General features: G+C 72.9%; 11 protein-coding genes. 3 read left to right on the top strand and 8 right to left on the bottom strand.

Going from position 1 to position 13,674, the window contains the following annotated elements:
* Nucleotides 1–110 precede the first annotated feature (110 nt).
* Entirely contained in the window at nucleotides 111–1,241 is a 1,131-nt protein-coding gene (locus tag LJB74_RS05140; RefSeq protein WP_259310287.1) for a N(5)-(carboxyethyl)ornithine synthase, read from the top strand.
* 3 nt (nucleotides 1,242–1,244) lie between these two features.
* Here LJB74_RS05140 and LJB74_RS05135 read toward each other — a convergent pair whose 3' ends face one another.
* A complete protein-coding gene (locus LJB74_RS05135; RefSeq protein WP_259307514.1) occupies nucleotides 1,245–2,006 on the bottom strand; it encodes an AraC family transcriptional regulator in 762 nt (253 codons plus the stop codon).
* Between the two features lie 93 nt (nucleotides 2,007–2,099).
* Here LJB74_RS05135 and LJB74_RS20600 point away from each other — a divergent pair, with 93 nt between their 5' ends.
* Both LJB74_RS20600 and LJB74_RS05130 read left to right on the top strand, forming a co-directional pair.
* Complete coding sequence (locus LJB74_RS20600) at nucleotides 2,100–3,179, top strand: proline dehydrogenase family protein (protein ID WP_310650815.1); 1,080 nt, start codon at nucleotides 2,100–2,102, stop codon at nucleotides 3,177–3,179.
* Entirely contained in the window at nucleotides 3,176–5,419 is a 2,244-nt protein-coding gene (locus tag LJB74_RS05130) for a proline dehydrogenase family protein (RefSeq protein WP_310650814.1), read from the top strand. Before LJB74_RS20600 ends, LJB74_RS05130 begins: the two co-directional genes overlap by 4 nt.
* 83 nt (nucleotides 5,420–5,502) lie before the next feature.
* Here the strand turns inward: LJB74_RS05130 and LJB74_RS05125 are convergent, their stop codons facing one another.
* The 7 genes from LJB74_RS05125 to LJB74_RS05095 form a co-directional block, all read right to left on the bottom strand.
* Nucleotides 5,503–6,375 carry a phosphatase PAP2 family protein gene (locus LJB74_RS05125; protein ID WP_259307513.1) on the bottom strand — a complete coding sequence of 291 codons (873 nt, stop codon included), beginning with the start codon at nucleotides 6,373–6,375 and terminating at the stop codon, nucleotides 5,503–5,505.
* A gap of 158 nt (nucleotides 6,376–6,533) precedes the next feature.
* A complete protein-coding gene (locus LJB74_RS05120) occupies nucleotides 6,534–7,421 on the bottom strand; it encodes an ABC transporter permease (RefSeq protein ID WP_259307512.1) in 888 nt (295 codons plus the stop codon).
* Nucleotides 7,421–8,428 carry an ATP-binding cassette domain-containing protein gene (locus LJB74_RS05115; RefSeq protein WP_259307511.1) on the bottom strand — a complete coding sequence of 336 codons (1,008 nt, stop codon included), beginning with the start codon at nucleotides 8,426–8,428 and terminating at the stop codon, nucleotides 7,421–7,423. Before LJB74_RS05115 ends, LJB74_RS05120 begins: the two co-directional genes overlap by 1 nt.
* 101 nt (nucleotides 8,429–8,529) lie before the next feature.
* Nucleotides 8,530–9,204: a response regulator transcription factor gene (locus LJB74_RS05110; protein ID WP_259307510.1), complete on the bottom strand. Its 675-nt coding sequence runs from the start codon at nucleotides 9,202–9,204 to the stop codon at nucleotides 8,530–8,532.
* Nucleotides 9,201–10,628: a sensor histidine kinase gene (locus tag LJB74_RS05105; protein ID WP_259307509.1), complete on the bottom strand. Its 1,428-nt coding sequence runs from the start codon at nucleotides 10,626–10,628 to the stop codon at nucleotides 9,201–9,203. Before LJB74_RS05105 ends, LJB74_RS05110 begins: the two co-directional genes overlap by 4 nt.
* A gap of 20 nt (nucleotides 10,629–10,648) precedes the next feature.
* Complete coding sequence (locus tag LJB74_RS05100) at nucleotides 10,649–12,268, bottom strand: class I adenylate-forming enzyme family protein (protein WP_259307508.1); 1,620 nt, start codon at nucleotides 12,266–12,268, stop codon at nucleotides 10,649–10,651.
* 147 nt (nucleotides 12,269–12,415) lie between these two features.
* Nucleotides 12,416–13,672 carry an OFA family MFS transporter gene (locus tag LJB74_RS05095; RefSeq protein WP_259307507.1) on the bottom strand — a complete coding sequence of 419 codons (1,257 nt, stop codon included), beginning with the start codon at nucleotides 13,670–13,672 and terminating at the stop codon, nucleotides 12,416–12,418.
* Nucleotides 13,673–13,674: the final 2 nt, after the last annotated feature.

Genomic DNA, 13,674 nt, shown 5'->3' with positions numbered 1-13,674 from the left:
ATGGCCACCAGGCCTCCACCCCGACCCGTCCAGCAGTACCGCCGGACACCGTCGATCGTCGCACCGCTCGGGCGGCGGTGATCGCCGTGGACCTTCTCACGCTCGGTGTCATGGCGACGTCCCGCAAGCCGGACGAGCGACGGCTCCCGATCCACCCCGCCCATCTGGAGAGGCTCGACGCCGACCTCCGTGCGCACCTGATCCTCGAGACCGGCTACGGCGAGCGGTTCGGGTTCGACGACGCCCGCCTCGCGCCGCTGGTCGGCCGGATCGCGTCGCGCGAGGAGATCGTCGCCTCGTCCGACGTCGTGCTCCTGCCCAAGCCCCAGGCCGATGATCTCCGTGAGCTGCGCGAGGGGCAGGTGCTCTGGGGGTGGCCGCACTGCGTCCAGGACCGCGAGATGACGCAGGTCGCGATCGACCGGGGGCTGACGCTGATCGCGTTCGAGGCGATGAACCACTGGGCGCAGGACGGCGGGTTCGGCCTGCACGTGTTCCACCAGAACAACGAGCTCGCCGGCTACTGCTCCGTGCTGCACGCGCTCGCGCTCACGGGGTCGACCGGCGACTACGGCCGTCGGCTCACCGCGGTCGTGATCGGGTTCGGGGCGACGGCCCGTGGCGCCGTCACCGCGCTCAACGCGCACGGGATCCACGACGTCCAGGTGCTGACCAACCGGGGCGTCGCGGCGGTCGGCTCGCCCATCCACTCGGTCAAGATCGTGCAGTTCGAGCACGACGACGCCGCGCCCCAACGCAGTCATGTGATCACCCACCGGGGTCGGGTGCCGCTCGCACCGTTCCTCGCCGAGGCGGACATCGTCGTGAACTGCACGCTCCAGGACACCGACGCCCCGCTCACGTACCTGCGCACCGGGGACCTCGACGGGTTCCGTCCCGGCAGCCTGATCGTGGACGTCTCGTGCGACGAGGGCATGGGCTTCAGCTGGGCGCGCTCGACCACGTTCGCGGAGCCGCTGATCGAGCTCGGCAACCACGTCGACTACTACGCGGTCGACCACAGCCCGTCGTACCTCTGGAACTCCGCGACCTGGGAGATCAGCGAGGCCCTGCTGCCGTTCGTGCGCACCGTGCTCGAGGGGCCGGAGTCCTGGGCCGCCGACGAGACGATCAGCCGCGCGATCGAGATCCGGGACGGCCGGATCATCAACCCGGCGATCCTCTCCTTCCAGCTCAGGTCCGCCGTCCCTCCTCACGTGGCACTGCCGCCGGCGGCGTGACGGTCAGCCCGACCGTCGCCGGTACTGCGCAGGTGTGCCGCCGGTCAGCCGACCGAAGGTCCGGGTGAACACCGCCTGGTCGTAGAAGCCGGTGCGGTGTGCGATCTCGGCGATCGGGAGCTCGGTCGTCGTCAGCAGCGACGTGGCCTGGTCGATCCTCGTGCGGAGCACGAGCTGGCGCGGTGAGAGCCCGAACACCTTGCGGATACGCCGGTCGAGCGTCGAGGGGGAGCACCCGGCGACCGCGGCCATGTCGGCGACCGAGACCTGCCGGTGCACCTGGTCGTGGAGGAGCGCGACGACCCGGGACAGCGAGCTGACCGTGGTGTCGGCGGCGTCGTACGTGCGCAGGTCCTCCGAGACGCTCACGAGCCCGACGACGACGCCGTCCGCGCGCACCGGGACCTTGGACGTCAGGTACCAGCCGGGGACACCACCGGGCCGCCGGATCAGCTCGAGCTCACGGAGCAGCGGGCGACCGGTCGCGAGGATCTCGTCGTCCTGCACGGTGTAGTGCTCCGCGAGCTCGGGGACGAAGAGGTCCTCCGCGCGGCGCCCGATCACGGTCCGCCGCGAGCGCTCGCTGGTCCGGTTCACGAACACCTGGTTCACCGCGACGTACCGCCCGGTCACGTCCTTGGCGCAGAACATCGTCGTCGAGAGCTCGTCCATCAGCCGGAGCATCGACGCGTCGAGCGCGCCCAGGAGGGTGACGGCCTCCGGCCAGGAGGCGGTCACCGGCCCGGGTCCGGGAATCGGCGTCATGTCAGTGCGCAGGGTACACAAGGCGGTTCCACGTCGGGATCGGACGCCTTTTCGTACAAGACGGCGGGGCGGGTGCGTGGCCACGATGATCCCATGTCGACCAGCACCCGCACCCTGACCGAGTCCGCGCTCGACCTGGCCGACCGTTGGGTCGAGGCCACGACCGCGGGGGAGACGCCCCAGGAGAAGCGGACCACCGGGCGGCTCGCCGCGCTCGTCTCCGACCCCGACGGGCTCGCGCTCGCGGTCAGGTTCGTCGACCGGGTCGCCCGGCCCGAGGACGTGCACGTCGCCGCGCGTGAGCTCGCCGGGCTGACGCGGTACACGGGGGCGGCCGGGAGCTTCCTCGGGCCGCTCGACCGGGCGCTGCTCACGCTCGGAGCGGCGTTCGCCCCGGCCCTGCCGCGCCTCGTGGTCCCGGCCGCCCGCATCCGGCTGCGTCAGCTCGTGGGTCACCTGGTGGCTGACGCCGGCGCGGGGTTGGGTGCGCACATCGCGAAGGCGCGGGCCGAGGGCTTCCGGCTCAACCTCAACCTGCTGGGTGAGGCCGTCCTCGGTGAGACGGAGGCCGGGAGCCGGCTCGCGCGCGTCCGCGCCCTCGTCGAGCGCCCCGACGTCGACTACGTGTCGATCAAGGTCTCGGCCGTCGCCAGCCAGCTGTCGACGTGGGACACCGCAGGCAGCCGGGAGCGCGTGGTCGCCCGGCTGCGACCGTTGTACGTGGCAGCCGCCCACCACGGCACGTTCCTCAACCTCGACATGGAGGAGTACCGCGACCTGGCGCTCACGGTGCAGGTCTTCGAGCAGCTGCTGATGGACCCGGAGCTGCTGCACGTCGAGGCGGGGATCGTGCTGCAGGCGTACCTGCCCGACGCCGTGGCCGCCCTCGACGAGCTGACCGAGATCGCGGCCCGGCGACGCGCCGCCGGTGGCGCACGGATCAAGGTCCGCCTCGTCAAGGGGGCGAACCTCGCGATGGAGAAGGTCGAGGCGGAGCTGCACGGCTGGGAGCAGGCGCCGTACCGGACCAAGCCCGAGGTGGATGCGAACTTCGTGCGGCTCGTGGACCGTGCGCTCCGTCCCGAGCGCACGTCCGACGTCCGGGTCGGCGTCGCGAGCCACAACCTGTTCCACGTCGCGTACGCGCACCTGCTCGCGGCCGAGCGGGGGTGACCGACGCCCTCGACATCGAGATGCTGCAGGGCATGGCGCCGGCGCAGGCCCGCGCGGTGCGCGACGTCGTCGGGCGCGTGCTGCTCTACACGCCCGTGGTGGCCCGCACCGACTTCGACGTCGCGATCTCCTACCTGATCCGGCGGCTCGAGGAGAACGCGGCGCCGCAGAACTACCTGCACGCCATGTTCGCGTCCCACGACGCGAGCGCATCGGCCGGTCTGGCGGCGCAGGCGGGGCCGACCGGCCTGGCCGGGCAGCGCCGCGCCTTCCTCGACTCGGTGCGTGACAGCCTCGACCCCACGACGCCCCCGCAGCGCGGTCCCCGCCCGGAGCCGGTCGCCGTGCACGCCGGCGAGCCGTTCCGCAACGCCGTCGACACCGATCCCGCCGTCGCGGCCTCCCGGGAATGGGCGGCGGGGCTGCTGGTGCGGGACGTCCCGACGCCGGAGGCCGTGCGGATCGTGACGACGGCGGACGTCGACGCTGCGATGGCGCGCGCAGTGGCGCAGCGGGCGACCTGGTCCGGTGCGACGCCCGCGCTCCGCGCGCAGGTGCTCCGCCGCGCGGCGTTCCACCTCGAGAACGCGCGGGGCGACCTCGTCGCGACGATGGTCCAGGAGGCCGGCAAGACGATCGCCGAGGCGGACCCCGAGGTCAGCGAGGCCGTCGACTTCGCGCACTACTACGCGGACCGCGCGGAGCTGCTCGCGGACGGTGCCGTCCCCGGCGCGCGCTACCGGCCGGACGGGGTCACCGTCGTCACGCCACCGTGGAACTTCCCGGTCGCGATCCCGGTCGGTTCGGTGCTCTCCGCCCTGGTCGCGGGCTCGCCGGTGCTGGTCAAGCCTGCCCCGCCCACGCCTCGGTGCATGCAGGTGGCCGCCGGTGCGATCCACCGGGCGCTCGACGACCTGGGGATCCCCCGTGATGTGCTCCAGGTGCTGCTCTCTCCGGAGGGGGAGGTGGGCCGTCGCCTGGTAACCCACCCGGACGTCGCCCGCGTCGTGCTGACCGGGTCGATCGAGACCGCTGCGCTGTTCTCCTCATGGCGGGCGGACCTCGAGGTGCTCGCGGAGACGTCGGGCAAGAACGCCGTGATCGTCACCCCGTCCGCGGACGTCGACCTCGCGGTCGCGGACGTCGTGCGCTCCGCGTTCGGGCACGCGGGGCAGAAGTGCTCCGCCGCCTCGCTGCTGATCCTCGTCGGATCCGCCGGGAGCTCGGACCGCCTCCGGCGCCAGCTGGTCGACGCGGTCGAGTCGCTGCACGTCGGGCCGGCGACGGACCTCGCGACGGCGATGGGCCCGCTGACCGAACCGGCGACCGGCAAGCTGCTGCGCGCCCTCACGACCCTCGAGCCCGGTGAGACGTGGTGGGTCCGGCCGCGTCGGCTCGACGACGCCGGCCGGCTGTGGACCCCGGGGGTGAAGGACGGGATCGCACCGGGCTCGTTCCTCCACCTGACCGAGGTGTTCGGCCCGGTGCTCGGCGTGATGCGTGCGACGACGCTCGCGCAGGCCGTCGCGCTGCAGAACGCCGTCGCGTTCGGGCTCACCGGTGGGATCCATGCGCTCGACGAGACGGAGATCGACTACTGGCTCGAGCACGTCGAGGTCGGCAACGCCTACGTGAACCGTCACATCACCGGGGCGATCGTGAACCGGCAGCCGTTCGGCGGCTGGAAGGCCTCGAGCGTCGGACCCGGTGCCAAGGCGGGTGGCCCGAACTACGTCGCCGAGCTCGGTTCGTGGTCCGACGCCCCGGACGTCCCCGAGGACGACGACGCGTGGCTCGCCTGGGCGGAGGCGGACGACGCCCGCTGCTGGTCCGACGAGCTCGGGATCGAGCACGACCCGAGCGCGCTGGCGGTCGAGTCGAACGTCTTCCGCTACCGTCCGGTCCCGCACCTCACCCTCCGGGTCGGTGCCGGTGCACGGCCGCGCGACGAGGCCCGGGTGCTCGCGGCCGCGCGACGTGCCGGTGTCCCTGTGACGGTCAGTCGGGTGACGGACGAGGACGACGCGGCGTTCGCTGCACGCGTGCGCGCCGGGCACGTCACCGGTCGTGTCCGGGTGGTCGGCGATGCACCCGGGCTGCGAGAGGCGGCGCGCGAGCGCACCGGCGAGGTGACGGTGCTCGACCAGCCCGTCCTCGCGAGCGGGCGGCGCGAGCTCCTCACCGTCCTGCGGGAGCAGGCGGTCAGCCGGACGCGCCACCGGTTCGGCCACGTGGCCTGAGCGCGGCCGCGCGCCGCGGGCACGTCGCAGCAGTCGCGGCGGTCGCACCGGGTGCGCCGGTCGTATCAGGTGCGCTGGTCAGGTCAGGCGCGCTGGTCGACCGATCGGTCCGTCCCGGTGGCGAGGCCGTCGTCGGTGGCGAGGGCGTCGTCGGGGTGTACGGCCCGTGAGAGACCCGCACGTTCCGGTGACGCGAGCTGCACCGCACCGGCGGCGACCGCGAACACGAGCACGGCGCCGACCGCATCGAGCACGAAGTGGTTCGCGGTCAGCACGACGACGACGAACGTCAGCACCGGGTACAACGCACCCAGCACCCGGACGAGGCGTCGTCGGGCCAGGACGGCGAGGGTGAGACCGGCCCACAGCGCCCACCCGACGTGCATCGATGGCATCGCCGCGTACTGGTTCGAGACGCTCACGACCGGTTCCGACCCCGTCGCGCCCCACACCCCGAACACCCGGACGGTGTCGATGAACCCGTACCCGGTCGTCAGGCGAGGTGGTGCGAGCGGGAACAGCCAGTACCCCGCGAGGGCGAGGAGGGTCATGCCGAGCAGCACGCTGCGCACCCGGCGGTACTGTCGCGGCCGCGCCACGTAGACCCAGACGAGCACCGTGCCGGTCACGATGAAGTGCAGCGTCGAGTAGTAGTAGTTCGCCCCCACGACGAGCGGGTGCACCGAGGCGGCGAAGGCGTTCGCGCGCTGCTCGATGTCCAGCGAGAGGATCCGCTCCAGGTGCATCACCGAGGCCGCGTTCTGCTCGGCCAGGGCCGTCCTGGTCGGGGCGGCGTTGCGGATCAGCGAGTACAGCAGGTACAGCCCGCCGAGGAAGCCGAGCTCGTACCACCACGCGGGACGGCCGTCGGTGCTCCGTCGACCTGGTCGCACCCACCGCACCCGCTGCACGGCGCGACCGGCGCGCGAGCGGGCCGGCGGGGCGGACGAAGGCATGGAAACCGTTCTACCAGGTGGTTTGCCCTGCTGTGCGTGGGCTGTCCGTCGATCGTGTCCCCGCCGAGAGGCCACGAGGGTGAAGTTGAGGTGAACCGGGTCGATGGTCCCGCTGGTCGGTGCTGCCCGCTGCTGCCCGCTGCGGCGACGGCCCGCGGTCAGGCGTCCCGTCGACGCAGCAGGACTGCCGAGGTCCCGAGCAGCACCACCAGCCAGGCGGCGAGCACCCACGCCCCGTTCCCCGCCGAGAGCATCCCGCTCTTCGGGACGACCGCCGTGAACGAGTCGCCGGCGTTCGACGGCAGGTACGGCACGATCGAGTCGACCCAGCCGCTCGGCAGCACCAGCGGCAGCAGGCCCGGGGCGACCATGAGGATGCCGAACAGGGCGCCGATCGCGCCAGCCGTGTGCCGCAGCAGTGCGCCGAGGCCGAGGCCGAGCAGGGCGATCGCGGCAAGGTAGGCGGCTGAGCCGAGCACTGCGCGGAGCACGCCCGGGTCGGACAGCGTGACGTTGTGCCCCGACCCGAGGATCGCCTGGCCGAGGGCGAACGCGCCGAACGACGCGGGCACCGCGACGACGAACGTCGACACCCCGATCACGAGCACCTTCGCCCACAGCACCGGGAGGCGCCGGGGGACGGCGGCGAGCGTCGCGCGGATCATGCCCGACGAGTACTCGCTGGTGATCGCGAGGACGCCGAGGATCCCGACGATGATCTGGGCGAGCGTCATCCCGGCGAGGCTGACCGCGGTCGGGTTCGAGGCGAACGCGCCGCCACCGCCACCGCCGCCGCCCGGGCCCGTGGGCCGGGTGAGGTCGCCGGACACCACCCCGGCCGCGAGCGCACCGAACCCGATGATGATGACAAGGGCGACGGCGATGGTCACGACGGTCGAGCGGAGGCTGCGGAACTTGACCCACTCGGAGGCGATGACGCGCCACGCGGTCACGCGCAGGGGTGCGACGTCCTGCGGGTCGCGCAGGCCGCCGGTCCGGACGGGGTCCGTGGGCACCGGTCGGTCGAGCACGGTGGTGGTGGCCATCAGGCGGCCTTCCCTTCGGTGGTGACGATGCCCTCGGACACGGCAAGGCCCTCGGACACGGCAGGGCCCTCGGACACGGCGAGGCCCTCGGACACGGCGAGCGAGGTCGGCTGGTACTCGACGGAGTCGTGGGTGAGCTGCATGAACGCCTCCTCGAGCGAGACCTCACGGGGCACGAGAGCGTGCACGGCGATGCCGGCGGCGAAGGCGCGGTCGCCGATCGTCGCGGCGTCGAGCCCCGTGACGTCGAGCTCCTGGGGGTCGGGGCCGGAGGTCACGGTGACGCCGTCGTCGACGAGCAGGTGGCCGAGCCGGGCGGCCTCTGGGGCGCGGACGTGGACGCTGGCCCCGGCGACGGTGCGGCGGAGCTCGTCGACCGAGGTGTCGGCGATGAGCCGCCCGCGGCCGACGACGACGAGGTGCTCGGCGGTGAGGGCCATCTCGGAGATGAGGTGCGAGGACACGAACACCGTCCGCCCCTCCGCGGCGAGGTCCTGCAGGAGCGTGCGGATCCAGAGGATCCCCTCGGGGTCGAGGCCGTTGACGGGCTCGTCGAGCAGGATCACGTCGGGGTCGCCGAGGAGAGCGGCGGCGATGCCGAGGCGTTGCCCCATCCCGAGGGAGAACGCCCCGGCGCGCTTGCGGGCGACGCTCGTCAGGCCGACGAGGTCGAGCACCTCGGCGATCCGTCGGCGGGGGATCCCGTTCGTGAGCGCGAGGGCGAGCAGGTGGTCGTAGGCCGAGCGTCCGGGGTGGATCGCCTTGGCCTCGAGCAGCGCCCCGACCTCGTGCAGCGGAGCGGTGTGGTCGACGTAGGCCTTGCCGGCGATCGTCACGCTCCCGGAGTCGGGCTTGTCGAGCCCCATCATCATGCGCATCGTGGTGGACTTGCCGGCGCCGTTCGGCCCGAGGAACCCGGTGACGACGCCGGGCCGGACGGTGAACGAGAGCGCGTTGACGGCGCGAGTGGCGCCGTAGGACTTGGTGACCTGGTCGACGACGATCATGACGTCCGCCGACCCCGGTGCTGCGAAGGAGTCATGGGACCACCCTCGCCGGGGACGCCCCGTCGTGTCGTCGTGCTGCTGCAGGAACGTGCCCGGGTCGGCTACTGCAGCGGCAGTAGCCCGGCCTCGTACGCGAGGACCACGAGCTGTGCCCGATCGTGGGCACCGACCTTCGTCATGGCCCGGTTGACGTGGGTCTTGACGGTCAGCGGGGACAGGACGAGCGCGGCGGCGATCTCCTCGTTCGACGCACCCGACGCGACCCGCCGGAGCACGTCGCGCTCGCGGTCGGTGAGCCGTGCGACCAGGGCACGCGCGGCCGTGTCGTCCGCCCCGCGGGAAGGAGGTGCCGAGGCCCGGAGCCGGTCGATCAGTCCGCGGGCCGCACGCGACGAGAGCGACGAGCCGCCCTGCGCCACGACCCGGACGGCGTCGACGAGCTCGCGGGGCTCGGCCCCCTTCCCGAGGAAGCCGTCGGCCCCGGCCGTCAGGGCGCGGTCGACGTAGTCGTCGGTCTCGAAGGTCGTGAGCACCAGGACCCGGACGTGCGCGAGAGCGGCATCGGCGCGGATCAGGCGCGTCGCGTCGATGCCGTCGACGCCGGGCATCCGGAGGTCCATCAGCACGACGTCCGCGCCGGTGCGGCGAGCGGCCTCGACCGCCTCGCGGCCGTCGGCGGCCTCGGCGACGACCTCGACGTCGGCCTCGCCCTCGAGGATGCCGCGCAGCCCCGCCCGGATGAGCGCCTGGTCGTCCGCGACCACGACGCGGATCATCGGTCGGCCCCGGTCGACCCGGCAGCGCCATCGGGAGCGGTACCGCCCGGAAGGGACCTGGGCAGGTCCGGGCTCGGATCGACGGCTGCGGGCCCGGTGGTCGTGCCGTGTGCCGGTGTCGGTGTCGGTTCCGGAGCTGGTCCGGCCGTCGGTGTCGTCGGGATGTGCGCCTCGAGCCGGAACGTCCCGTCGCGGTCCGACTGCGTCGTGAGTCGGCCGCCGAGCGACTCCACCCGCTCCCGCATGCCGAGGAGCCCGTTGCCGGTCCCGGGGATCCCGGGGAGGGGCGCGGTCGTCGGCCAGGTGGAGGGGTTCGAGACGACGAGGTCGAGCCCGTCGGCCCGATGATCGATCCGTACGAGCGTGGTGCCGTCCGCGCCGTGCTTGTGCGCGTTCGTCAGCGCCTCCTGCAGCACGCGATACGCGGTGAGGTCGCAGGCCGCGTCGAGAGCGACCGGTCGACCGGTCACGCTGGTCCGCACCGCCAGCCCGATCTCGGTGAACGACCGGAGCAGGGAGTCGACGTCCGCCATCCCCGGCGCGGGTGGCTCGCCGCCCGGGTCGCCGCTGAGGTCGTCTCCCGAGGGGCCGGTCCGCAGGACCCGCAGGACGGCGCCCAGCTCGTCGAGGGCGGTCCGTGCGGCGTCCTGCACGTGGGCGAGGGACCCCTCGGCCTGGTCGGGGGAGGTGCGCACGCTCCGTGCGGCGAGGCCCGCGTGCACGCTGATGACGGCGAGCTGGTGCGCGACGACGTCGTGCAGCTCGCGCGCGATCCGGACGCGCTCCTCGGTGACCCGCGCACGCGCGACGGCGTCACGGGTCTCCTCCGCACGGTGGGCGCGTTCCGCGAGGGCCGTCACGTACGCGCGATGGTTGCGGACCGCATCGCCCACGGCGGCGGCGAGAGCCGTCCAGACGACGACGATGAGCGACGCGGGTTCGGTCGGCGAGCCGGCCGTGACAGCGCGCAGGGACAGGAAGAGCGCCGCACCGGTGAGTGCCGCGGCGAGCAGGGTCCCGGTACGGGGCGTGCGGACGGCCACGGTGTACAGGCCGATCTCCGCCGCGACGAACAGCGCCGCGAGCGGGTGCCCGATCAGCGCGGCGCCCCCAGCGGTGACGACCAGGAGGACCAGCACCGGCACGGGCCACCGACGCCGGGCCACGAGGGCGACGCACGCGACCGCGGCGCCGGTGGCGAGCAGCCAGGGTGCTCCGTCGACCGTGGCCCGCGTCGCGGCACCGACCGCAAGGACGATCCCCAGGCCGACGTCCGCGCCGTCGTGGAGCCGGGCGTCGCGCAGCCGGGCGTTGCGCAGACCCGCGCTGCGCCACACGGTTCTGCGCAGACCCGCGCTGCGCGGACCGGCGTGCGACGACCCGGCAGCGGGGGACCCGACGGCGCGGGGAGGGGAGGGCACCATGCGGTCAGGTGTACCAGGAGTCAGGTTCGGGCCGTGCACTCCACGGCCTCGGCGCCGACGCGGGCGCGCAGCGCGCGCTTGTCGACCTTCCCGGCACCGTTGAGCGGGAGCTCGTCGAGCACGACGAGCCGGGTCGGGAGCTTGTACCGGGCAAGTCGCTGGGCGGCGTGCGCACGGAGCGCGTCGAGAGTGAGGTCGGCCCCGTCGACGCACGCGACAGCCGCCAGGATCGTCTCGCCCCACACGGGGTCGGGGACGCCGATGACGGCGACCTCCTGCACGCCGGGGACGTCGGCAAGGGCACGCTCGACCTCGGCCGGGAAGATGTTCTCACCGCCGCTGTTGACCATGTCCTTGAGGCGACCGCACACCGTGTAGTACCCGTCGGCGTCCCGCCGCGCGATGTCGCCGGTCCTCAGCCACCCGGGCTCGGCGAAGGCCTCGGCCGTCTCCTGCGGGTTCCGCCAGTAGCCGATGCAGACGTTCGGGCCGCTGACCCAGATCTCGCCCGGGACGTCGGCGTCCTCGACGTCGGCCCCGGTGCGCGGGTCGACGAGCCGGAGCTGCGTGAACGGGAGCGGTCGACCGGCCGAGCACGGGCGAGACCGGACCTCACCGATCGGGAGGCAGGTCGCCGCGGGTGCCGTCTCGGTCATGCCCCACGACTGCTGCAGGAGGAGCCCGTGCTCGAGGTACGTCTCGACGATCCGCCTCGGTACAGGAGCCCCCGCGATGAGGGCGACGCGGATGCCGGAGAGGTCGGTGCCGGCGAAGTCGCCCGCGCGGGCGACGGCCGCGTACATCGCCGGGACGCCGAACAACGTGGTGACGTGGTGGTCGCGGATGTCGGCCAGCACCTGCGCAGCGTCGAAGCCGCGCCGGATCACCAGGGTCCCGGCGTGCGCGAGGGTGCGCAGCGAGAAGGCGTTGAGGCCGCCGATGTGGAACATCGGGGCGACGGCCAGGTGCACGTCGCCGTTGCGGCAGTCGGTCGCGAGATCCATGTTGGCGGCGCTCCACCACAGGTTCCCGTGGGTGAGGGCGACCCCCTTGGGCAGACCGGAGGATCCGGACGTGTACACGAGCAGGGCGAGGTCCTCCTCGTGGCACCGGACACGGCGCGGGACGGGACCGCCGTGGCGGAGCGCGTGCGACAGCGGGACCCATGGCAACGGCTCCGGCAGGTCCGCGGTCTCCGGGAGATCGGCGTCGAGGGCCTCGGTCAGCGCGAGCGGGTCGGTGTCCCCGAGCAGCCAGCGAGCGACGCGGAGGCCGGTCGCGGCACGTTCGACGGTGACCCGGTGCGCAGGCTCGGCGACGACGGTGTGCGGGTCGCAGTCCGCCAGCACGCCGGCGACCTCCTGAGGGGCGAGTCGGAAGTTGACCGGGACGAAGACCGCTCCGAGATGGCTGCACGCGAGGAGCGTCATGACCAGCGTGGGGCTGTTGCGTCCGACGTAGGCGACCCGGTCACCGGCACCGACCCCGCCGGCGGCAAGGGCAGCGGCCAGCGCTCCGGTGTGCGCGTGCAGGTCAGCGGCCGTCGTGACGGCGCCGTCGTACACGATCGAGCGGGTGCGGGGCGCGCAGCGGGCCACGTGCTCGAGGGCGGCGGCGGCTCCCACGTCGGCCGGGGTCATCGGTGCTCCTGGGGATCGGAGTCGTGCGGGGTGAGCGGGGGCGGACGCGCGAGCGGCCGGTCACGAGCAGACAGTCACGAGCAGTGGTTGCGCCGCCGGTGCGCGGTGGTGGGTCCGGCACCGGCGGCGCGTCTGGTACCGACGTCGTCAGGAGACGGCGACGGACTCTCGGGCGGGCGCGACGAGCGCGTCCTGGTGTGCCTTCTGGACCCGGGTGAACACCGCTGTCAGGAGGGCACCGACGACGGCCAGGGCGATCGCGATCTCGAACGCGATCGTGAAGTCGCCGTTGTGCGCCCTGCCCATGTCGGCAGCGAGCTTCGGGGCGAAGTACGCCGCGACCGAGTACGCCGTGAACATGATCCCGTAGTTGATGCCCTGGAACCTGGGACCGAAGTTCTTCATCGTGAGCGCGGGGAACACGCCCATGACTCCGCCGAAGCACAGGCCGAGGCCGATGATGCCGACCGCGAACCCGACCGTGGAGGAGACCGTGACGAGCACGAGCATCGAGGCCGCGACGACGCCGAAGATCAGCAGGAGCGCGTTCGTGTAGCCGATCCGGTCGGAGACCGCACCCCAGGCCACACGACCCAGAGCGTTGCAGGCCGAGTAGATGCTGACGTACACCGCCGCGGTCGCGGCCGAGAGCGCGAACATCCCCTTGCCGATCCCCGAGGCGTTGGCGGCGATCATCAGACCGGAGAACGCCCCGACGCCCATCATCAGGAAGATCATGTAGAAGACGGGGGTCTTGAGCATCGCGGTCCAGTCGAGGTTGACCGCGCGTCCGTCGGAGGCGGGGCGGACCCAGCCCTCGGGCGCGTAGCCGACCGGGGCCTGACGGATGAAGAGCGAGCCCAGGACGACGACCACCGCGTACACGGACCCCATCGCCACGAAGGCGGTCGTCACGCTGTAGTTGCTGATCAGCGCGTTGGCGACCGGGGCGGCGATCACGGTCGCCGCACCCATGCCGCCGGTGATGATGCCGGCGGCCTGACCACGACGGTCCGGGAAGAGCTTGAGGGTGTTGTTCAGGCAGGCCGAGTACGCGAAGCCCTGGCCGAGGCCCGCAAGCAGGCCGTAGGACAGGTACAGCGCGGTGGTCGTGGTGGCCAGACCGGTGAGGATGAAGCCGGCGGCGAACATGAGGCCGCCGACCAGCACGAGGAGACGCGAGCCGCCGCGGTCGATGATGAAGCCGCCGAGGATCATCGGGATCGGGCCGACGGCGCCGTTGATCGTGAACGCCAGCATGACCTGGGGCGTCGACCAGTGGTGCGCGGCACCGAGCGGCCCGGCGAACACCGAGAACGCGTAGATGGCTCCGGTGCACATCAGGATCGCGACGGATCCCCAGAGCACCGACCACCGGTTGATGGTGGGGGACGAGGTGGGCATGG

The sequence above is a fragment of the Cellulomonas sp. P24 genome, assembly GCF_024704385.1.
Classification (GTDB): domain Bacteria; phylum Actinomycetota; class Actinomycetes; order Actinomycetales; family Cellulomonadaceae; genus JAJDFX01.
This window is presented reverse-complemented; position numbering and strand designations above follow the sequence as displayed.

Bases quoted from the DNA above. Each gene is read 5' to 3' on its own strand.
- LJB74_RS05140 (WP_259310287.1), top strand. From the start codon at position 111: ATGGCGACGTCCCGCAAGCCGGACGAGCGACGGCTCCCGATCCACCCC.
- LJB74_RS05135 (WP_259307514.1), bottom strand. From the start codon at position 2,006: ATGACGCCGATTCCCGGACCCGGGCCGGTGACCGCCTCCTGGCCGGAG.
- LJB74_RS20600 (WP_310650815.1), top strand. From the start codon at position 2,100: ATGTCGACCAGCACCCGCACCCTGACCGAGTCCGCGCTCGACCTGGCC.
- LJB74_RS05125 (WP_259307513.1), bottom strand. From the start codon at position 6,375: ATGCCTTCGTCCGCCCCGCCGGCCCGCTCGCGCGCCGGTCGCGCCGTG.
- LJB74_RS05120 (WP_259307512.1), bottom strand. From the start codon at position 7,421: ATGGCCACCACCACCGTGCTCGACCGACCGGTGCCCACGGACCCCGTC.
- LJB74_RS05115 (WP_259307511.1), bottom strand. From the start codon at position 8,428: ATGATCGTCGTCGACCAGGTCACCAAGTCCTACGGCGCCACTCGCGCC.
- LJB74_RS05110 (WP_259307510.1), bottom strand. From the start codon at position 9,204: ATGATCCGCGTCGTGGTCGCGGACGACCAGGCGCTCATCCGGGCGGGG.
- LJB74_RS05105 (WP_259307509.1), bottom strand. From the start codon at position 10,628: ATGGTGCCCTCCCCTCCCCGCGCCGTCGGGTCCCCCGCTGCCGGGTCG.
- LJB74_RS05100 (WP_259307508.1), bottom strand. From the start codon at position 12,268: ATGACCCCGGCCGACGTGGGAGCCGCCGCCGCCCTCGAGCACGTGGCC.
- LJB74_RS05095 (WP_259307507.1), bottom strand. From the start codon at position 13,672: ATGCCCACCTCGTCCCCCACCATCAACCGGTGGTCGGTGCTCTGGGGA.